The sequence below is a fragment of the Pantoea sp. GM_Pan_4 genome, from assembly GCF_026541005.1.
In the GTDB taxonomy this organism is placed as follows: Bacteria; Pseudomonadota; Gammaproteobacteria; order Enterobacterales; family Enterobacteriaceae; genus Pantoea; species Pantoea dispersa.
Genome location: NZ_JALNUZ010000006.1, coordinates 197,752 through 217,908 on the forward strand (window position 1 = coordinate 197,752; position 20,157 = coordinate 217,908).

21 protein-coding genes are annotated in these 20,157 nt (G+C 51.9%); 13 read left to right on the forward strand and 8 right to left on the reverse strand.

Features of this window, described 5'->3' with window-relative positions; translation table 11 throughout:
- Nucleotides 1-37 precede the first annotated feature (37 nt).
- Genes OXR61_RS14785 through OXR61_RS14795 form a run of 3 tightly spaced genes read left to right on the forward strand, consistent with a single transcriptional unit; the run spans nucleotide 38 to nucleotide 3,413 of the window.
- A complete protein-coding gene (locus OXR61_RS14785) occupies nucleotides 38-1,228 on the forward strand; it encodes an integrase domain-containing protein (protein WP_267412344.1) in 1,191 nt (396 codons plus the stop codon).
- A gap of 9 nt (nucleotides 1,229-1,237) precedes the next feature.
- A complete protein-coding gene (locus OXR61_RS14790; protein ID WP_267412345.1) occupies nucleotides 1,238-2,569 on the forward strand; it encodes an AAA family ATPase in 1,332 nt (443 codons plus the stop codon).
- A 1-nt stretch (nucleotide 2,570) separates the two neighbouring features.
- Entirely contained in the window at nucleotides 2,571-3,413 is an 843-nt protein-coding gene (locus tag OXR61_RS14795) for a DUF4435 domain-containing protein (protein WP_267412346.1), read from the forward strand.
- A gap of 321 nt (nucleotides 3,414-3,734) precedes the next feature.
- Here OXR61_RS14795 and OXR61_RS14800 read toward each other — a convergent pair whose 3' ends face one another.
- Complete coding sequence (locus tag OXR61_RS14800) at nucleotides 3,735-4,547, reverse strand: hypothetical protein (RefSeq protein ID WP_267412347.1); 813 nt, start codon at nucleotides 4,545-4,547, stop codon at nucleotides 3,735-3,737.
- Between the two features lie 17 nt (nucleotides 4,548-4,564).
- On the reverse strand, nucleotides 4,565-4,840 hold the full coding sequence (locus OXR61_RS14805; RefSeq protein ID WP_267412348.1) for an ogr/Delta-like zinc finger family protein: 276 nt from the start codon (nucleotides 4,838-4,840) through the stop codon (nucleotides 4,565-4,567).
- Between the two features lie 532 nt (nucleotides 4,841-5,372).
- On the opposite strand from OXR61_RS14805, the gene OXR61_RS14810 reads away from it, so the two are divergent.
- The 6 genes from OXR61_RS14810 to OXR61_RS14835 all read left to right on the forward strand — a co-directional run bounded on the left by OXR61_RS14810 (nucleotide 5,373) and on the right by OXR61_RS14835 (nucleotide 10,526).
- Nucleotides 5,373-5,639 carry an AlpA family transcriptional regulator gene (locus OXR61_RS14810; RefSeq protein WP_267412349.1) on the forward strand — a complete coding sequence of 89 codons (267 nt, stop codon included), beginning with the start codon at nucleotides 5,373-5,375 and terminating at the stop codon, nucleotides 5,637-5,639.
- A gap of 28 nt (nucleotides 5,640-5,667) precedes the next feature.
- Nucleotides 5,668-6,207, forward strand: a complete 540-nt coding sequence (locus tag OXR61_RS14815) for a host cell division inhibitor Icd-like protein (protein ID WP_267412350.1) — start codon at nucleotides 5,668-5,670, stop codon at nucleotides 6,205-6,207.
- On the forward strand, nucleotides 6,204-6,428 hold the full coding sequence (locus tag OXR61_RS14820) for a hypothetical protein (RefSeq protein ID WP_267412351.1): 225 nt from the start codon (nucleotides 6,204-6,206) through the stop codon (nucleotides 6,426-6,428). The genes OXR61_RS14815 and OXR61_RS14820 overlap by 4 nt, the downstream gene beginning before the upstream one ends.
- Complete coding sequence (locus OXR61_RS14825; protein WP_267412352.1) at nucleotides 6,425-6,748, forward strand: DUF5375 domain-containing protein; 324 nt, start codon at nucleotides 6,425-6,427, stop codon at nucleotides 6,746-6,748. Before OXR61_RS14820 ends, OXR61_RS14825 begins: the two co-directional genes overlap by 4 nt.
- 14 nt (nucleotides 6,749-6,762) lie before the next feature.
- Nucleotides 6,763-9,093, forward strand: coding sequence for a phage/plasmid primase, P4 family (locus OXR61_RS14830; RefSeq protein ID WP_267412353.1), 2,331 nt, complete (start codon nucleotides 6,763-6,765; stop codon nucleotides 9,091-9,093).
- A 407-nt stretch (nucleotides 9,094-9,500) separates the two neighbouring features.
- Nucleotides 9,501-10,526, forward strand: coding sequence for a DUF5677 domain-containing protein (locus tag OXR61_RS14835; protein WP_267412354.1), 1,026 nt, complete (start codon nucleotides 9,501-9,503; stop codon nucleotides 10,524-10,526).
- Between the two features lie 461 nt (nucleotides 10,527-10,987).
- Here OXR61_RS14835 and OXR61_RS14840 read toward each other — a convergent pair whose 3' ends face one another.
- The 4 genes from OXR61_RS14840 to OXR61_RS14855 form a co-directional block, all read right to left on the reverse strand.
- On the reverse strand, nucleotides 10,988-11,287 hold the full coding sequence (locus tag OXR61_RS14840; RefSeq protein ID WP_021506493.1) for a DUF1493 family protein: 300 nt from the start codon (nucleotides 11,285-11,287) through the stop codon (nucleotides 10,988-10,990).
- Nucleotides 11,281-11,739, reverse strand: a complete 459-nt coding sequence (locus tag OXR61_RS14845; RefSeq protein ID WP_021506492.1) for an STM2901 family protein — start codon at nucleotides 11,737-11,739, stop codon at nucleotides 11,281-11,283. The genes OXR61_RS14840 and OXR61_RS14845 overlap by 7 nt, the downstream gene beginning before the upstream one ends.
- Before the next feature lie 264 nt (nucleotides 11,740-12,003).
- Nucleotides 12,004-12,432, reverse strand: coding sequence for a tautomerase family protein (locus OXR61_RS14850; protein ID WP_021506491.1), 429 nt, complete (start codon nucleotides 12,430-12,432; stop codon nucleotides 12,004-12,006).
- A gap of 68 nt (nucleotides 12,433-12,500) precedes the next feature.
- Nucleotides 12,501-13,256 carry an SDR family oxidoreductase gene (locus OXR61_RS14855; RefSeq protein WP_021506490.1) on the reverse strand — a complete coding sequence of 252 codons (756 nt, stop codon included), beginning with the start codon at nucleotides 13,254-13,256 and terminating at the stop codon, nucleotides 12,501-12,503.
- A 230-nt stretch (nucleotides 13,257-13,486) separates the two neighbouring features.
- Here OXR61_RS14855 and OXR61_RS14860 point away from each other — a divergent pair, with 230 nt between their 5' ends.
- The 4 genes from OXR61_RS14860 to OXR61_RS14875 all read left to right on the forward strand — a co-directional run bounded on the left by OXR61_RS14860 (nucleotide 13,487) and on the right by OXR61_RS14875 (nucleotide 16,258).
- A complete protein-coding gene (locus tag OXR61_RS14860; RefSeq protein WP_021506489.1) occupies nucleotides 13,487-14,398 on the forward strand; it encodes an AraC family transcriptional regulator in 912 nt (303 codons plus the stop codon).
- A 261-nt stretch (nucleotides 14,399-14,659) separates the two neighbouring features.
- Nucleotides 14,660-15,013 carry a hypothetical protein gene (locus OXR61_RS14865; protein WP_021506488.1) on the forward strand — a complete coding sequence of 118 codons (354 nt, stop codon included), beginning with the start codon at nucleotides 14,660-14,662 and terminating at the stop codon, nucleotides 15,011-15,013.
- 190 nt (nucleotides 15,014-15,203) lie between these two features.
- Nucleotides 15,204-15,389 (forward strand): YegP family protein, encoded by a 186-nt coding sequence (locus OXR61_RS14870; RefSeq protein ID WP_021506487.1) that lies wholly within the window; start codon nucleotides 15,204-15,206, stop codon nucleotides 15,387-15,389.
- 212 nt (nucleotides 15,390-15,601) lie between these two features.
- Nucleotides 15,602-16,258, forward strand: a complete 657-nt coding sequence (locus OXR61_RS14875; RefSeq protein ID WP_031279356.1) for an epoxyqueuosine reductase QueH — start codon at nucleotides 15,602-15,604, stop codon at nucleotides 16,256-16,258.
- A 37-nt stretch (nucleotides 16,259-16,295) separates the two neighbouring features.
- Here OXR61_RS14875 and OXR61_RS14880 read toward each other — a convergent pair whose 3' ends face one another.
- Together OXR61_RS14880 and mgtA are read right to left on the reverse strand one after the other, a co-directional pair.
- On the reverse strand, nucleotides 16,296-16,973 hold the full coding sequence (locus OXR61_RS14880; protein WP_031279353.1) for an SDR family oxidoreductase: 678 nt from the start codon (nucleotides 16,971-16,973) through the stop codon (nucleotides 16,296-16,298).
- 159 nt (nucleotides 16,974-17,132) lie between these two features.
- Complete coding sequence (gene mgtA / locus OXR61_RS14885; RefSeq protein ID WP_021506484.1) at nucleotides 17,133-19,856, reverse strand: magnesium-translocating P-type ATPase; 2,724 nt, start codon at nucleotides 19,854-19,856, stop codon at nucleotides 17,133-17,135.
- Nucleotides 19,857-20,157: the final 301 nt, after the last annotated feature.

The window sequence follows — 20,157 nt, forward strand, 5'->3', positions numbered from 1 at the left end:
CTAAAAACGTATACCAATTTTTGCAGGAAGGCCCCGTATGGCAAGGACAACGCGCCCTTTAACCAACACTGAAGTGCTTCGCTCAAAAGCCACTGACAAAGATATAACTCTGCATGATGGCGACGGGCTTTTTATGGTTGTAAAAACCACCGGCAAGAAACTCTGGCGTTTTCGCTATCAGCGACCAGCTACGAAACAGCGTACTATGCTTGGCCTCGGTTCCTTCCCTGCTCTGTCGCTGGCTGATGCCCGACGCCTACGCGCTGAATACCTCTCGTTGTTAGCTAACGGCATTGACCCACAAACTCAGGCCGAACAGGCCACAGAACAGCAGCAGATCGCTTTAGACAGCATTTTCTCGAGCGTTGCGGCTAACTGGTTTACTTTGAAGCAGGCGAGCGTTACACCGGATTATGCTAAGGATATCTGGCGCTCCCTTGATAAAGATGTTTTCCCTGCCATTGGCGAGATTCCCGTGCAGGAAATCAAAGCCCGTAAGCTTGTAGAAGCACTTGAGCCGATTAAGGCCCGTGGTGCTCTTGAAACAGTACGCCGCCTGGTACAGCGTATTAATGAGATTATGATTTATGCTGTAAACACGGGTTTGATTGATTCTAATCCGGCTTCTGGGATCGGTATGGCTTTTGAAAAACCTAAGAAGCAAAATATGCCTACACTGCGGCCTGAAGAACTACCATATCTTATGCGAGCACTAGGCATGTCCAACCTCTCCGTTTCAACTCGTTGTTTAATCGAATGGCAATTGTTAACACTTGTTCGTCCTTCAGAAGCCTCAGGTACGCGTTGGGAAGAAATCGACCTTGATGACAGGCTTTGGACTATTCCTGCCGAAAGGATGAAAGCAAGACGTGAACACAAAGTTCCTTTATCACTTGAAGCATTAGAAATTTTGGAGGTGATGAAACCGATTAGTGCTCATCGTGAATACGTATTCCCCAGCCGAAATGATCCAAAATTACCAATGAATAGCCAAACTGCTAATGCTGCTTTAAAAAGGATTGGTTATAGTGGTAAATTAGTCGCTCATGGATTGCGCTCAATCGCAAGCACCGCCATGAATGAAGCAGATTTCAATCCTGATGTTATTGAAGCTGCATTAGCACATTGTGATAAAAATGAAGTCAGAAAAGCATATAATCGCTCAACTTATCTTTCACAAAGAATTGAGCTAATGAATTGGTGGGGAAAGAAAGCCACCTGTAAATAAGGATGTAACATGAAACTTTATCAATTTAAAGCCTCAAGCGTCTACGGATATATGAATTTCCATATAAATTTCAACAAAGACGTTTCTTTTCTAACCGGTTCGAATGGCTCGGGAAAAAGTACAGTCATCAAGTTGATGCAGGCTATTTTCCTAGTTAACTTGAAAGAACTTTTATCCATACCATTTGAAAACATCGAACTAACTTTCGAAGATCGAACCAAAAAAAATAAAATATCAGTTTTAAAAGACAAGTTAATTCTTAGGGTTTTTATAGATAGTGAGGCGGAATGCATTGAAATACCAATAATAAACCAAGAGAACTTTATTGGCTCAGGTAATAATGATGAGTATTGGCTACTTCATGAAAGAGAGTTAATAACAAATAAAGTTTATAAGAAAATCAAAGCAATAATACCTCCAGTTTTCCTTGGCTTAGATAGAAAATCTTATGGACTTGAAAGTGAGATTTTTGAGAGCGAACTAACTTTAGCAGCTCGTAAGGAGCTTTACGCTAATAGAAAAGGATTGCGGAAAAGTACACAAATCACAGGAAGCCTGGCTGAAGCCCTACTAACAGTGCAAATGATTCTTCAAGAGCAATATAGAAAAATAAGAGAGTTTGAAGACAAGCAGGCGTTATACTTAAGAGATAGCATTTTAAAATCATCATTTAAATTCTCCTCATTTGATGAAATAAAAATGAGTGATAATAAACTAGATTGGCAGGATAAGCGTGACATTCTTAAAAGAAGAGAAGAAATAACTGAGGCTGTAAAAAAGATTGGCAGCTCTGATCGCTCCCTTATTGTCGATATTGAAAGTTTTTTTGATAAAATTGAAAATTTATTTAATAACTTGAGAAACGACAAAGGATTGAGTATTGAATGGTTATTAAACAAAGCTCAAATAGATAGGATATCTGACATACTTGAAGTTATAGATGAATACAATGATAAAACTGAAAAAATGTATAAGCCCATTAGTAATTTCTTACGTGCAGTCAATTCATTCCTGATAGACTCAAAAAAGAAAATAGAAATAGACACTGTAGGAAGGCTTATTGTAGTCAGAGCAGATAATAAAAAATGCGGCATTGATATACTTTCCTCAGGTGAGAGGCAATTAGTTGTTTTGATAGCAAATGTAATGCTAAACAAATACACAAATATCAGCCGAGTGATAATCATAGATGAACCTGAAATATCACTTCACCTGAAGTGGCAAGAACGTTTTTCTGAAACCATAATATCGATCAATCCAGAAACGCAATTTATTTTAGCTACTCACTCACCTGACATTGTAGGAGATTTAACGGAGAAATGCTTGAAGGTTGGAGGTTAGCATGCTGGAGAGAGGATTGTCAGCTAAAAAAGCCCGCTCAGTTTTTTTTGAAGAAAGGAATACGATTGACATATTTATTGAAGACACTGCGGTGGGATATAAGAAAATCTATAAATGTCTTTTAAATCGTTTAATTGGAGATAAGTTCCTTATCAATGATGTCTTCCCTCTTGGTGGGAAGAGTGCCGTCATTTACAGTTGGCAGACGGATGAGAACAAAAGAAACCGCCCCAGACTTTACATTGTTGATGGGGATATAGACCTTATTAATGGTGAAAGAGAGTGCGGCAACGGTCTGTATACCTTACCTTATTACTGCATTGAAAATGCTTTCATTTGTGAGAATTCCATTATTGAATTAATGGTCGAGGAAGACCCAGAAAAAGAAGGTGATCAACTCCGAAATGAGTTTGACCTCGCAGGATGGGAAGATAAGAACTCAGAGTTACTCACGAATCTCTTCATAACTTATGCATTGATAAGAAAATACAAACCAACTATTGCGAGTGTCCATTATCAAGTAAACAAACTGATCAGTGATAATACTGGCAACCTCGATACCATGAAAGTTACAAAAAGAATCGATGATTTAAAAGCAGAGTTATACTTAGAGATCGGTGAGGAATTGGTCGAAAAAGAATTCATGGAAATTAAAAACTCTTTGAGTAGTGAAAAGGGTATTAAAAGCTATGTTTCTGGCAAAGATTATCTACTTCCATTAATATTAATGAGACTCAAAAGCATCGTAAATACAAGGATAAGTAATCTAAACTTCAAACACAGAGTATCTAATAGATGTGACCTAGCTGATTTGCATGATTTAGAACACAGCATCTTACCTTAAAAACTGTCGTAACTTTTATCATGAGGTAACAAGACTCTCTTTTTCTTGTTACCTTTTCAAAAAATTTTTTCCTGCAAAACTGAAATTCAATTAAGTAAACATTCTTGCGCGCACTCGTAGCCCCGCCACGCCTGCCCGCTTTATGCAGCGGTTTTCATGCACCTGCATGATTTGCTCTGAGCCGCGCCGCCGCTGGCCTTTCCTGGCGTTCAGGGGTGTCGAATACTCATGCGTTTTCATGCAGCATAGACATGCACTCAAGTAGCGGACGTAAAAAAGCCCGGCACGGGCCGGGCTTCGGTGAGTTTCTGTGTCTGCGGCTCAGAAAAGTTTACGCTTGCGACGGTCGGTTCTGGCTCCCCGGAAAGGATGCGCACCGCTCACGCTCAGCACGTCATCACGGAACATCAGCGGCTGATTTACGCTCGTCCATCGCTTAATCAGGTTCTGAACATATACGCGGTACAGCGTGTCGGCATCGTTCGCGCCTTCGATAATGCCCGGTGCATGCGTTGAGCCATTCCGTTCAAACTGGCTGTACTTCATCCTGAGCAGGCTGCTCAGCTCTGCGCCGTGAATGATAAAGAAGTCATCAATCAGCGTATCAATGCGCTCATCCGTGATGCCCTCATGACAGAACACGTAAGCGTTGGCCTTGCGCCCGGTCACGTCGGCCAGCACTGGCAACTGATTTTCCTTTTCGGCAATCAGCCCGGCCAGGTCTGACGCCGTTTCCTGCTGTTCCAGATACTCCGCGCGCAGCGTCTTCATTTCCGGCGTGACGCTGCCGCCATTCTGTCCCAGCAGTTCACGGAAGCGTGCCCGGTTGTCCCGGCTTGCCTGCTCCATTTCGGCCTTACGCTGGCGCAGCCCGCTGAGATTTTCAGTGGCGGAGTTTTCGGCCTGTCTTGCCTCCAGCCAGGCCAGCATCTTTGTATTGAGGTCTTCGATACGTAACCGCCATTCAGAGGACAGCCCCTTTACCAGCTCGGTGGTGTGGCTGATTACGTCGGCTTCGGGTAACCGCAGGAGCCATCCGGCTTCCTTAAGAGGCTGCTGTGCTCTGGCCTGCGCCGTACCGATACGGTTGCCGGCGGCCTGAATCTGTTCGTCGGTCATCTGCTGCTGTGTCATGCTGTTTTTCCTCTCTCTCAGGGCTGTGCGTGGCGGTCTTTGCGGGCGCTGGCTGAACCATAGCGGCCCAGCGTCTGCGACTGGCGAACCGGCACGTCATTCTGCTGTTCCGGCTCTGCGAACTTGGGCCTGTGCGGCTTCATGATGATTTTCTCGACGCTCTCCAGCGCGGTGAACGTGCAGGAGCAGTCGAGGTTCTGGCACTGGTACCAGGTACGCTTTACGGAGGGCGCTTCATAAGCGCTGGTGCGGGTGTGGGCTACCTGACCACATTCGGGACATTTCAGGGCCATCTCGTTTCCTGTCGGCTGGTTTCAGTAAGTCAATTGTGCCGGGTCTGGCACAGCGGCTTCTACCAGAGGGCGTTGTATGACGGACCAGACAAAAGCATTACTTCTGGCGAGCCAAGAAAAGGTCTCACTAAAGCCTGTTATCAGCTTTCAGTTTTATATAAATCCTTCACTATTCTTCACCAGAGAGAAAAAAATAGTAAATACAGTAAATTAAGAGGTGAAGAGTGAAAAAGTAATCCTTCACCCTCTGTTCACCATCGTTCATCAGCAGGTTTTTGGCCTTATTAATTCTTTAGAACGATTGGTTTTAAAGGCTTCCTTATATTGGACCTAAAATTATTGGATAAAACCTTATCAGTACTATTTGGTGCAGTCTGGTGCTATTCACGTACACGCATTTTTTGTGTGGTTTTTGTGTGTCCGGTCAGACAGATTTCTGTTGTTGTCACCGGCAAAAATATTCGCAAAATAAAGAGCTACCCGATGCCGTACACATCTGTGCGGCGCTTCACGGACACATAAGAGGTAGCTCATGCACACGACTTCAAACGCTCATTCATCCGCCCCGACGGCCCCTGTCATGCCGGTTTCATTCCCGGTCCAGGAGCGGTTTATGCGCCTGCCGGAAGTGATCCACGTCTGCGGCCTGTCCCGCTCAACCATTTACGACCTAATCAGCCGCAATGCTTTTCCGGCGCAGGTGTCGCTTGGCGGCAAGAACGTCGCATGGCTTGCCAGCGAAGTCAGTGCCTGGATGAATGCACGCATCGCCGCACGCGGTCAGGAACGTGCAGCATGATCTTCACCAACTCTTGAGATTTTCCGTCATGCTGCATTTTCCTTTGCTCCCCGGCTTGCGCGCCGGGGCCATTCCCTGGTACAGTCTTTATGCTGTCGCAAAATCGGCAGCCGGGATTGGCGTCCTGAATACAACGTTGGCGACACCAGACGCGCCTTGCGTCTTTTTTTGTGTCTGTGCCCTGATGCACCCATTTTTCGGGCGACGGTTCTGTATCTGTCGTACCTACCGCGTAATGGTGGCTCAGGCGGGGGCTTCTCACGAAGCGCCGGTTTCCAATGTTGCCGGTTACGCCAACCCCGTCTGGGCTACCACCAGTGAAATTGGCGTTTCCGGTGGTGGCTGTAAGCTACTAACATTGGAGACTGCCATCATGGCTACCGTCCTTAATTCCCCATACCCTCAGTTTGTTTTCGTCTTTGCCGCCGTGCGTCGTACCGAGCGCCAGCAGCGTATCCAAATGCTCCGCACCGTTGCCGCTGACGAACGCGCCGCCCGCCTGCCGCTGGCCCGCGATTACGTGCTGTCACTTGCCGTCCGCCTGCCGGTACGGGAGGTGCGCGCATGACTCACGCCACCATTTCCCACGCCGACCTGTTACGCCTTGAGCACCTTCGCAACGCCGGGCGCTTTATCAGCGACATGACCCTGCTTCAGGAGTGCCACGAGCAGCCTAAGGCCACACAGCAGGCGCAGCTGAACTCGCTTATTTTCCTCATCACCGAGCAGCTGGACGGAGTGGTAAACCGCTGTCAGGACGGCTGGATGAACGGGGAGGTTAAGCCATGAGCACACGTACCCTTTCCCCCGAACTGCGGTCCGCGCTGTCCCGCCGCGCGGTGGCCTGCGCCTGGCTGACCATCTGCCGCGAACAGAAGCGCTATCCCGGCCTGACGCTGGCGCGTCTTGAGCACGCTATTGAAACCGAGCTGGAGGACTTCTACCTGCGCCAGCACGGACGCCAGCGCGGCCAGGAAATTGCCTGCGCGCTGCTCGACGACCTGCTGGCCGCCGGGCCGCTGAAGTCGGTTCCGTGCCTGAGCTTTCTGGGACAGGTGGTGATGGATGAACTATGCGGGCGCCTCAAAGACGCGCCGGTGCTGCACTGAGGGAGAAAAGAATAATGAAAATGACCGTATCCGACGCGGCAAAAGCCGCGCGAGGCCAGTGGCCCCGCATCCTGCCCGCGCTGGGCGTGAAGGTGGTGAAGAACCGCCATACCTCCTGCCCGGTATGCGGCGGAACCGACCGCTTCCGCTTTGACGACCAGGAGGGACGCGGCACGTGGATTTGTAATCAGTGCGGTGCCGGTGACGGCATGGACCTGGTGAAAAAAGCACTCTCGCTGAGCCTGTCCGAAGCCGCCGCACGGGTAAACGGCCTGACCGGCAGCCTGTCACCGGTGGACAGCTCGCCTGCCGCCAGCGCGGGCGAAGATAACGAAGCCGCCCGTGCCGCCGCCATGAAGCATGCACAGCAGCTGGTAAGCACCGCGCAGCAGGCAACCGGCAACGCCTACCTGTCGCGCAAGGGCTGGCCGCAGCAGTCCTGCCTGACGCTGGCGAAGCCGCAGAAAGTCGCGCTCACGGCCTATCGTGCCGGTGATTTGCTTGTTCCCCTGCACGATACGGGCGGCCAGCTGGTGAACGTGCAGCTAATTAACGCTGCGGGCGAGAAGCGCACGCTGAAGGGCGGCCAGGTAAAAGGCGCATGCCACGTTCTCAGCACCGGCAAACCGGCAGCGCGCATCTGGCTGACGGAGGGCTACGCCACCGGCCTGACGGTGCACAACCTGACCGGGGATGAGGTTTGGGTTGCCCTGTCGTCCGTTAACCTCCTTTCTCTGGCTGGCCTTGCCCGTGAAAAGCACGCCACGCTGCCGCTGCTGATTGCCGCCGACCGCGACCTGAGCGGCGACGGCCAGGCTAAAGCAAAGCAGGCAGCCGAAGCCAGCCGCGCAGCCGTAGCCCTGCCGCCAGTGTTCGGCGACTGGAACGACGCCTTCATGCAGCACGGTGAGGAAAGCACCCGGCGGGCGCTGGCCGAAGCCGCCACGCCGCCCGCCGCCAGTCCGTTCGACGTGATGAGCGAGGCGGAGTTTTCAGCCATGAGCGCCAGTGAAAAGGCAGAGCGCGTGGCGGAGCACTACCGCAGCGCGCTGGCCGTGGACGCCAGCGGGGAAATTCTGTCCCGCTACCGTTCCGGCGCGTGGAAGGTGATTTCCGGGAAGCAGTTTGAGCGTGACGTGGCAAAGCTGTTCCAGCGCCTGCGCGCGCCGTTTTCGGCGGGCAAGATTTCAGGCGTGGTGGACACGCTGAAGCTGATGCTGCCGCAGCAGGCCGACCCGGCGCGCCGCCTGATTGGCTTCCGTAACGGCGTGCTGGACACCCGCACCGGCGGCTTCAGCCCGCACAGTAAAGACTTCTGGCTGCGCACGGTCAGCGAGGTGGACTACACAAAACCCGTTCAGGGTGAAACGCTGGCAGACCATGCGCCGCACTTCTGGCAGTGGCTCGACCGCGCCGCCGGACGGGACCCGGCCAAGCGTGACATCATTCTGGCCGCGCTGTTTATGGTGCTGGCGAACCGCTACGACTGGCAGCTGTTTCTGGAGGTCACCGGTCCCGGCGGCAGCGGTAAGAGCATCATGGCGGAAATCGCCACCATGCTGGCCGGAACGGACAACACCACTTCAGCAACTATCGAAACGCTGGAGTCGTCGCGCGAACGTGCGGCGGTGATTGGCTACTCGCTGATTATCCTGCCCGACCAGGAAAAATGGAGCGGCGACGGCGCGGGCATAAAGGCGATTACCGGCGGCGATTCGGTGTCCGTTGACCCGAAGTACCGCGACGCCTACTCAACGCACATTCCGGCGGTGATTCTGGCCGTCAACAACAACCCGATGCGCTTTACCGACCGCAGCGGGGGCGTGTCGCGCCGCCGGGTGATACTGCACTTCCCGGAAATTATCCCTGCAGACGAGCGCGACCCGCAGCTGAAGGAAAAAATCAGCGGTGAGCTGGCCGTTATCGTGCGCCAGCTGATGCAGCAGTTCAGCCAGCCGCAGCAGGCCCGGTCGCTGCTTCAGTCGCAGCAGAACTCCGACGAGGCGATGCGCATCAAGCGCGATGCGGACCCGATGGTGGACTTCTGCGGGTACCTGTTCACGACGCCGGAGCCAAACGCACTCTATATGGGAAACGCCAGCATCAGGCCGCTTCAGCCCAGGCGCTACCTTTACCATGCCTATCTGGCCTATATGGAGGCCAACGGCTACAGGAATCCGCTCAGCATGAAGATGTTTGGCCTGTCGCTGGAGAGTATCATGCGGGAATACGGACAACACTACATGAAACGCCGGACAAAACTGGGAATGCAGACCAACCTTGACCTGACGGAAGAAAGCAGCACCGACTGGCTGCCGAAGTGCGACGCCCCTGCAGCAGCATGACTATCTGAACCGGCGAAAGCCGGTTTTTTTACGCCTATGCTTCACCGGTGATGAATGATACTCGTCACCCTACACCTATCATACATCACTTAATAATATGATTTTAATGGTAAAAATCGAGTGGTGAACAGTGTGAAGGATTTCTTAGAAAATCTTTATAAGTCACGAGATTTCAGATAACTCAATTTTTAAGTATCGGTTTCTATGTGAATTTGAATTGCAATGCAATGCATTGCACCAAAGAGTTGACAGTGTGTTAGGTTAATGAAAAATATTTCTTTAGTCATACCTATGATTGAGTTAAGCGATACAAACACAAACAGATAGAACTACATGAGCAGAATAGCTATATTCAATTTCATATAGACTTAAAAAAACATCAACAATGAATTAATCAAGGGGGTTATATGGAAGTTTTTCAGAAAGCTTTACTTGAGCGTATAGAAAGTATCTTCAATGAGAACAATGATTTACCCAATGACATCGATATCGAAAGAATTACCACTAACTTAATATTAGAATTGACAACAACCGTTAAAGAGAATTTCGTTAAAAACTCCAGCGAAATGCTTAAAGAATATCGTTCACTTTCAAATAGCTTTGTTGAGGGAAATACTTCAAGATGGTCAGTAGGTTTTGATTTATTGGAAACACTCATTGTAATATGTACCGAATCAGGTGCTGAATTCAATGAAACTTACAGAGCACAAGCTGCATCAGAAGATGATTTAGTTTTTGATTTAGTTGTCAGACATCATGCCCGGTCTTGCCATATTGCTAACGAAATATTGTGTCTCTTAAAAAATGGATATGCCGATGCAGCTCATGCAAGGTGGCGAGCACTTCACGAAGTAGCAGCTACAGCTATGTTTATTTGCAAGCATGGAAAAGAGTGTGCAGAACGCTTTTTCTACCATGATGTGGTTGACTCATATCATGGTATGCTGGAGCACAAAAAATATGAGCATCGATTACAAGCAAAAGGTCCAACTGTTGAGGAGGTGGCAGATTGCAAGATTCAGTTTGATTTGTTGATAAATAAATATGGTAAAAAATTTGCAGATAATTATGGGTGGGCATCCTATCTTTTCCCCAACCATAATAAAGTAGGTTTTGGAGCTATTGAAAAAGACGTTCAATTGGAGCACATGCGACCTTATTACAAATGGGCGAGTCAGAATATACATACTGGCGCTAAAGCAATGAGAAACAGGCTTGGTCTCTGCGAAGCTAAAGATGATATATTACTAGTAGGGCAAAGCAATTCAGGAATGACTGACCCAGCCCATTCAACTGCAATTAGCTTGATGCAGATCACTGCAAGCCTTTTATTTCTAAAGCCAACAATTGACCATATTGTGATATGCAATGTGTTGAGAGATTATTCTGATGAAATAGGAGATGCTTTTCTTAAAATAGATAAATGTAATTGAGATAAGGGAGGATAATCCTCATTAATTACATACTATATGGGATTGACGACTCTTATGCCCGCTTTCACCTATGATAAGGCAAGCCTGGCTGAAGCAGCTCAAACATTTTTGCTGCTATTTAGTTAAAAATTACAGAGCCAGTCGATTTCCTCCCCCTTCATATAAAAACGCCTAAAGATATGAATTGGTATACGCTTAGGTATACCGCTAAAATTTGAATCATAATAAAAATATATATATCATGAAGTTACGATACTTTTTCAGATTCCGCCAGCTCATAAGCGGCCTTCACACCTGAAAGCGATTTGCAAGCTGCGCATCGACTCACCGCAATCAGTTCAGTTTGGCCTGGTCTGCTCTGCTCAGCTTTTTTCGATCGAATCCCCAACCCACCGCTAAGTCAGTTGGCAATTCTACATTTTCAATCCAAGGCTCATATCAACGAATCTCCTAAAGATGCCTCAATCATCCAGCCAGCTTCCGGCTTCAGCAGAATCGATCAGGAGCTGAACAGTAAGTGGCTTATGCGGTTCGCTGAAATCATCTGGAAAGTATCGCTGAAAATTAATTGATTTGGGATCAATGCCAAACCTTTCAGAATACCTTTCAAGTAGCTCATAGGCATCAAGAGGATCCATACGAAAATCTTTATTCAAATCAGTAGAATGCTTTAAAGGATAACGTCGAAAGGTAAGAAGGCTTCTACCATTGTACTCGGCCAGAAGTGAATAAACTGCCTGTTCAATATCCTGCCTTACCATATCTTATCTTCCTCTGTGACAATGCGATTGTAACGTACCATAGACTGATAACCTATTTGCGCCACATCGCCCGCCAGGATCACCCAGCCAACCACAGGAATAGCACGCCCTACAAACGTCGAAAGCTTTGATGTCATTATTCTTTTAACTTCAAAAGGATTTGCGGGATTTTGAATCCAGGTAGGTAAGCGGAAAGGGAGCCGAATATCCCTAAGCAGTTTCCTTGAATACTTTGAGGCATAACTTGTGCCGGGCGTAGCACTACCTAGCTTGCCTCTGACGGTGATAGTGTTCTGACCGCTATAAATTGCTGCTGCCGCCAGAACATCCTTCGCGCCAGTGAAATGTTCTGCGGTTACGTCTACCATAATCCAGAAAAATAATTCCCCCGCACTGAGATTTGTTAGTCCACCATAAAAGTACGTTCCATTTAGCTGTTCGGTGGTATCCATTACCTTCTCCTTTCGCTTTATACGAGTCAAATCTTAAACCCAGGGCCGGGCAATTACCATTCCTGTTTCATTCTATTCCTTACCTTCTTATGCTCTGCCGATTGTCAACTCAGCCAGCTTAGCTCAGGTAATCACATCTGATATTGATGTACATCTTTCCTTCAGGATGCGTAAGTAACATCAGACATACTCAATAGCCGCAACACTGTAATCTTCACACCATTCCCTGATAGTTTTCCCGCCCCCCTATCAAAACTATTTCCTTCAAATCGCCGCAGCGTTTTCATCGCTGGCGCGAAGCGCTGCCAGATCGGCCTGCTGACCAAATATGCCCCAGTTGGCTTCTTCAATTTCCTGTATCACCACATAGACAGGCGCGACAGAAGTGCCTGACGGACGACGATCCAGAATGGCGGTTGCTCCCTTAATCAGCTTCTTCTTTGCATCCTCATCCAGGCCACCTTTGATGACATATATCTGAAGGGACACAACCGGCAACCATGCGGGTTTTTCTCCCATAAAGACGGCATCAGAAGAGTATTCGGCAAAGTAGGTCCATACCGTACTACGAACCAGAGGGGAGTCTGGCAGCGCCTCGCAATCAAGTCCTAACTGCGTCAAAGCTCTGGCAACCTGTTGACGCTCAGCCGCATCGAAAGTGCCTGCTGGCGCATGAATGATCATTTTAGGCATCAAATACCTCTTATTGCATCAGGGGAACAGGATGGATTCCGCACCGGGCGGAATCCATCATCGGGCAACTAAATGGACTGCCCACCGGAAACTTCAATACGCTGACCGGTGACCCAGCGGTTGTCCGGTCCCAGCAGGCTGGCAATCATCGGGCCGATGTCATCAGGCAGGCCCACGCGACCCAGCGCGGTCATGCCAGCAAATGCCTGGTTGTAATCCGGGATGTCACGCACCGCGCCACCCAGGAAATCGGTCTCAATCGCTCCCGGAGCCACGGTATTCACGGTGATGCCGCGGCTGCCCAGTTCTTTCGCCATATACACGGAGAGTATTTCAACGGCGCCCTTGGCAGCCGAATAGGCTGAGAAGCCCGGGAACGACACGCGGGTCAGCCCCGAAGAGAAGTTGACGATGCGTCCGCCATCGACCAGCAGCGGCAGCAGCGACTGCGTCAGAAAAAACACCCCTTTGACGTGTACGTTAAATAACGCGTCGAACTGTTCTTCCGTGGTTGCGCTAAAGTCGGCCATTTCCCCATGCCCGGCGTTGTTGATCAGATGGTCGAACGTTTCGCGTCCCCAGTCACCTTTCAGAATATTGCGCACGGCGGCGACGAAACCCGGGAAGGACGATACGTTGCTGGTATCCAGTTGCAGCGCAACTGCTTTACGGCCAAGCGCCTGAATTTCATTCACCACGGCATCCGCCGCTTCTTTACCAGTACGATAAGTCACGATGACATCACCACCATGGCGGGCAATGCTCAGTGCGGTATTACGGCCAAGACCCCGGCTGGCGCCAGTTACAAGAGAAAGGGTTGTCATGAAATATCTCCTCAATAGTGGGAGAGTGATTCTAACAATCGGCAGACTTACAAGGTTGCCCAATAATTTTTAATTATTGCCTGATTATTTTTATATTTTTATTTGACGCCGTATTTACTAGAATGGTCGCATCTGAAATTTTTTATTAATTGCCTGATAATATGAAAAAGCGTGATCACTCGTATGAGGAACGCCCTGCAGGAGACAATGAATTTGACTCTGCCGGGAGGATGGCGGCTTTGCTGCAGGCGGCAAGGCATTATGCTGATGAACACCACAACGGAGCGGGCGTGGCTGCAACGCCGGTGGATGGAGTGTTCATTCTGCGCGAGACCGCGCCTACCGCGTTGCAATTCGCTATCACTAAACCGTTGATCGCAATGGTGCTGCAAGGCAGTAAACGCGTGACCATGGGCAGCGATCGTTTTGATTTTGGTGCGGGTGAATCCTTGCTGATCACCATGGACGTGCCAACCGTGAGTCAGGTTATCAGCGCCAGTGCCGACACCCCTTATTATTCTCTGGTCGTGGAACTGGATGCGGCGGTGATTAGTGAACTGATGGCAAATATGGTCGGGCTGGAGGCGGCAACGGATTTGCCCGTAAGCATTGATCAGATCGAAGAAGATGTGGCAGAAGCCGCTTTGCGCCTGCTGAACATGCTCAGCAGACCGCGCGCGCTCGCCGTGCTGGGCAGCCAGTTGGTGCGGGAGTTACATTACTGGCTATTGTCAGGACGGCACGGCAGCGCGCTGCGCGCCCTCGGCAGCACTGACAGCCATGCGCGGCGGATTGCACGGGCAGTCGCAATCATTCGGGCCAATTATGCACAACCGCTGCGCATGAAAACCCTCGCTGACGCCGCCGGTATGAGCCTCTCGGTATTTCATACGCATTTCCGCCATATCACCACGCTCACCCCGCTGCAATTCCAGAAACAGCTGCGTCTGCTTGAAGCACGACGACTGATGCTGACGGAAGGGACAGCCATCGGTATTGCTGCTAATGCGGTGGGATATGAGAGCGTGACGCAGTTTACCCGTGAATATTCACGGCTGTTTGGTTCACCGCCAGCGCGAAATATTCGGGAAACCCGCGCACTCGAGCGTTCAGTCCTGTCCGGTGAGCCTATGAGGCAATAAATTATTCGAGTCTGTCGCTGCCGGGACATACATCCTGGCGGGTGACATCTGATCACCCGAACGACGCTGACTGCTTTACCCTCAGTCAGCCGTAACGAACAAAAGCTTGCGAAAACGTCCTCCCTGCTGCGCACTTATGCCAGAAACGCCCACAGAAACGGTACGATTCACTTACAGTTTATTCCTAATGCCCTGCGTTGCGCTCTGTGCCACTCTTAACTACGCTCATAACACTTATGATGCTTAATGAGGGACTATATTATGAAAAAGACGATTATTGCGTTATCCGCCATTCTTCTGACTTCTACGGCGTTTGCCGCCACACACGCAACCGATGAAACCGTCGCTGACGCCAAAGCGGGCGCCAATACGGCGAAAGAGAAACTGCATCAGGCGCAGCATCAGGGTGAAGAGCAGCAGCTCAAAGCCAAACATGCTGCCGAAGGTAAAAGCGATAGCCTGACCAGCAAAGCGAGCGAAAACTCGCAGAAAGCCTGGAACAGCACCAAAGAAGGTACTGAAAAAGGTTGGGACGCCACCAAAGAAGGCGCGCAGAAAGGCTGGAATAAAACCAAAGAAGGTGCCAGCGATCTGAAAAAGAAAGTCTCTGAGTAATAGCGCTAACTATTATCCCCAAAAGGCCGCCACGCGGCCTTTTTTGTGCCTGCCAGCAACCGGATTGATACAAAACGCTGCGATCCCGCTCCTGGATTCGGGCAAATTCCTAATCAGTGATTGATTAATAAGCAGGCTGCGCAAATAGTAAGCGAACCGGCCATCGGGTGCCGGCACAAGGAGAAAGCACATGGGATATTACGTACTGAGAAAAAGCGATACAGCATTGTCGCAGAAATACTGGTTTGTGCTTAAAGCCAGCAACGGCGAAACCATCGCCACCAGCGAGATGTACAGCTCTAAACAGGCGGCGGAAAACGGCATCCGCTCGGTGCAGCAGAACGGTGCGTCAACCACCATTCACGATGAGACCTGACCTCCCGCAGCCTGCGCAGTGATGCGCGAAGGTGGGTCATTGACCCTGCAAGCGGCGCAATGTATTACGCGATCAATCGCGCCGCTAAGCATCCCCGGCGAACGGGTACCACGCAGCACCACGGGCCCCTCCCTGAAACGCCACCGACGCTTTGCATCGGCCGGCCTTTGCCCCTACACTTGCCGCATCGCCCTTAACCATTAATTAACTTTATGTCCGATACATTTCAACGCCAGCCGCTGCCCTTGCCGAATGGCCATAATAAAGTGCTGCTGCACTCCTGCTGCGCTCCCTGCTCGGGAGAAGTGATGGAAGCGATGCTGGCATCCGGCATCGATTACACCATCTTCTTCTACAACCCGAACATCCATCCGCTGAAAGAGTACGAGCTGCGCAAAGAGGAGAACATCCGCTTTGCCGAGCAGTTTGGCGTGCCTTTTGTCGATGCCGATTACGACAAAGACAACTGGTTTGAGCGCGCGCGTGGCATGGAGTGGGAGCCGGAGCGCGGCGTGCGCTGCACCATGTGTTTCGACATGCGCTTCGAGCGCACCGCGCTGTACGCGCATGAACACGGCTTCCCGGTGATCACCAGTTCACTCGGCATTTCGCGCTGGAAGAATATGCAGCAAATCAACGACTGCGGTGTACGCGCGGCGGCGCGCTATCCGGATATGCTGTACTGGGAGTTTAACTGGCGTAAAGGTGGCGGTTCGTCGCGCATGATTGAGATCAGCAAGCGCGAGCGCTTCTATCAGCAGGAATATTGCGGCTGCATCTATTCGCTGCGCGATACCAACCGCCACCGCGTAGCAAGCGGTCGCGAACGTATCGAAATCGGCGTGCAGTACTATTCGCCGGATGAGTAAGAAAAAAACCTGCTGGCGCTAACCAGCAGGCTAAGCATTACCAGTTCAGCAGCTGGCCGCGGTAATCCACGTAATGATGGCCGCCACGCCCGCTAAACTGCTGCAGTTGCGTGACCATGCCCTGCGCGCTCTCGGTGACGGTGATATCCGCGCCCTCACCGCCCATATCCGTTTTTACCCAGCCCGGATGCAGTGACAGCAGCGTGCTGCCCTGCTGGTGCATCTGCGTCGCCAGCGTGCGGCTCAGCATATTCAGCGCCGCTTTGCTGGCTGAGTAGAACGGCATCGCCGCGTCACGGTTCTCGTTGAGGCTGGCGAGACGCGACGTGGTCAGGCCCAGCACGCTCTGTTTATCGCGCAGCAGCGGCAGCAGGCTCTCCGCCAGGCGCACCGGCGCCACCGCATTGGTGAAGAACAGCTCGCTGAGCTGCACATCGTCCACGTCGCGCAGCTGTGACGCGTGCGGACCAAGAATCCCGGCGTTAATCAGGATGCAATCAAAGGGTGCGTCGCCGAGCTGCCGGACCAGCGCGTCACGCTGCGCGCCATCGGTGATATCCAGCGCCAGCCACTGCAGCTGCGGATGCTGAAACGAAACCGCCGTGGAACGGTAGGTGGCGGTCACCTGCCAGCCCGCCTGCAGTAGTTGCTGCACCACGGCCAGGCCAATGCCTTTTGACGCCCCAATAATCAATGCTCGCTGTTGTTGGCTCATCTGTCTCTCGCTGGTTGGTGTGCCACGAAAAAGGGCAGGATACCCTGCCCTGTTGTCCTTACCGGAACACTAACGTTAGCACGACGATGACCACCATAATTATCAGCAGGTGGCACACCGTTTTATCCAGGTTGCGTTGCTTCATAGCGCCTCCTGCACTCAGAACCACTGGCCAAAGCGCTTGATGTACAGCGTTTTCATGCCCTGCGCCACCAGGCAGTAGCCGAGCAGCGTGGCCAGCAGCCACGGGAAATAGCTCCATGGCAGCGGCACCAGGCCGACCATCGCGCCGAGCGGCGAGAACGGCAGCAGAATGCCGGCAATCATTACGCAGGCGGTGGTCAGCAGCACCGGCAGCGCCGCGCGGCTCTGGATAAACGGAATTTTGCGCGTGCGCAGCATGTGCACCACCAGCGTCTGCGACAGCAGCCCTTCCACAAACCAGCCGGACTGGAACAGTGACTGCATCGCTGGGGTATTCGCCGCGAACACGTACCACATCAGCGCAAAGGTGGTGATGTCAAAAATTGACGACGTTGGCCCAATCCACAGCATAAAGCGTTTGATGTTGCGCGCGTCCCATTTGCGTGGTTTGCGCAGGAACTCGCGATCCATTTTGTCCCACGGCAGCGCCAGCTGTGACAGATCGTACATCAGGTTCTGAATCAGCAGGTGAATCGCCAGCATCGGCAGGAACGGGATGAACGCGCTCGCCACCAGCACCGAGAACACATTGCCGAAGTTGGAACTGGCGGTCATGTTCAGGTACTTGATGATGTTGCCGAACGTCTCGCGCCCCTTCATCACGCCCTCTTCCAGCACCATTAAATCCTTTTCCAGCAGGATGATGTCAGAAGACTCTTTGGCGATGTCCGCCGCGCTGTCGACCGAGATCCCCACATCGGCGTCACGCAGCGCCGGCGCATCATTGATGCCGTCACCGAGAAAACCCACCGTATGGCCCTGCTGCTGCAGCGCACGCAGAATGCGTGACTTCTGCAGCGGCGTCAGTTTGGCAAACACCGAGCTGCGCGCCGCGGCCTGCGCCAGCTGCTCATCGCTCATCGCGGCAATCGCCTCGCCGGTGAGGATCTCGCCACAGTCGATGCCCACCTGCTGGCAGATGCGCGCCGTCACTACCGGATTATCGCCGGTCAGCACTTTGACCGTTACGCCGTTCTCGTTCAGCGCGGTAATCGCCTTCGCCGCACTCTCCTTCGGCGGATCGAGGAAGGTCAGCAGCCCTTCGATGGTCAGCCCCTGCTCATCCGCGACGCTCAGCGCCTGTTGCAGGCCCGGCTCCGCCAGCACGCGGCTGGCCACCAGCAGCACGCGGAAGCCCTGCTGATTGTACTGATGCGCCAGCGCCAGCAGCTCCGCGCGACGGGTTTCATTGAGCGGCTGAATCAGTTTGCCTTCGCGTTCGGCGCTGGCAATGCTCAGCATCTCCTCGACTGCGCCCTTACAGATCAGCATCTGCTGGTTGAGGCGGCGGTCACGCACCACCACTGAAACGCGCCGACGCACAAAATCAAACGGCAGCTCATCCACTTTGCTGTAGTAGTCGCTCATGTCCGCGCTGATGCGTCCTTTGCCGTAACGCAGGATGGCGCGATCCATCAGGTTAGGCGTGCCGCTCTGGTAATGGCTGTTGAGCCAGCTCAGCATCAGGACGCGCGAGTTCTCTACCCCGGCACAGTCGAGATGGTGCTCGAGGATAATGTTGTCCTGCGTCAGCGTGCCGGTTTTGTCGGTACACAGAATGTCCATGGCGCCGAGGTTCTGGATCGCGTTCAGGCGTTTGACGATCACTTTACGGCGCGACATGGCAATCGCCCCTTTGGCCAGATTCGAGCTGACAATCATCGGCAGCATTTCCGGCGTCAGTCCCACCGCCACCGCCAGCGCGAACAGCGAAGCATCCAGCCAGTCGCCTTTGGTCAGGCCGTTAATCAGCAGCACCACCGGCACCATTACCAGCATGAAGCGAATCAGCAGCCAGCTGACGCTGTTCACGCCGCGATCGAAAGCGGTTTGTGTGCGGTTACCGACAATCGATTTCGCCAGGCTGCCGAAGTAAGTTTCCCCGCCGGTCGCCACCACCACCGCTTTGGCGCTGCCGCTGGAGACGTTAGTGCCCATCAGGCATACGCTGCCCAGCTCCAGCAGCGATGCATCTTTGTCGCTGGCGCTGGCCTGCTTGCTGGCCACGTGACCGGTGACGTCATATTTCTCCACCGGCAGCGATTCGCCGGTCAGAATCGCCTGGCTGATAAACAGATCGCGCGAGTCGAGCAGCCGCACATCGGCTGGTACCAGATCGCCCGCCGAGAGATAGATGATATCGCCGGGCACCAGGCTGGTGATGTCCACTTCCTGTTTCTGCGGCGCCTGCTGTACCGATTCCCGGCGCAGCACGGTGGCGGTAGTGCGCACCATCGATTTCAGCGCCTGTGCCGCTTTGTTGGTGCGAAACTCCTGCCAGAAGCGCAGCAGACCGCTGAGCGTTACCATCGTCACAATGATGATGACACCGGTCAGATCGGTCTCCTCGCCATGGCGCAGCGGCATCCAGTAGTCGGTGAAAAAGCTCACCAGCGCCAGCGCCAGCAGCACATAGATGAACGGATTATTGAAAGCCTGAATCAGCTGCACCAGCGCCGGTGGCGCTTTATCATGCTCCACCTGATTGCGACCATAAATCTGCAGCCGCGCTTCCGCTTCGCGTTCGACCAGCCCCAGCGCATCGCTGCGCAGGCGCAGCAGCGTTTCGTCGGCGGTAAAAGCGGCTTCGTCTTCAATCAGATAGCGTGTGGTTTTCTGACGTGCCGGACGCACGGTGTCCCAGGCTTTTTTTTCCTGGTTGAGTTTCATGTCAGTCATGATGACACTCCTCGTTTATTTTTTTACGGCAATAACGATCCCTGCGCGCCAGGCGCACAAGTCGAAAACATTAATTGTCACGGCGTGACCGGATTAAATTAAAAATAACCTGTCGGGAATTTCCATATTACCTCCCGGAAATAATGGGCGAAGAAAGTCGCTCGCTGAATAACGAGTGAAATAACATAATCCTGGATAACGCTGCGCGCAGCAGCAGCCTGAAGCGGCTTAACGCGCAGGGAAGCTCAGCACGCTGAAGATCAGCGCGCGTATCGAGGCGGAGGAAAAAGTGCGTTTAAAA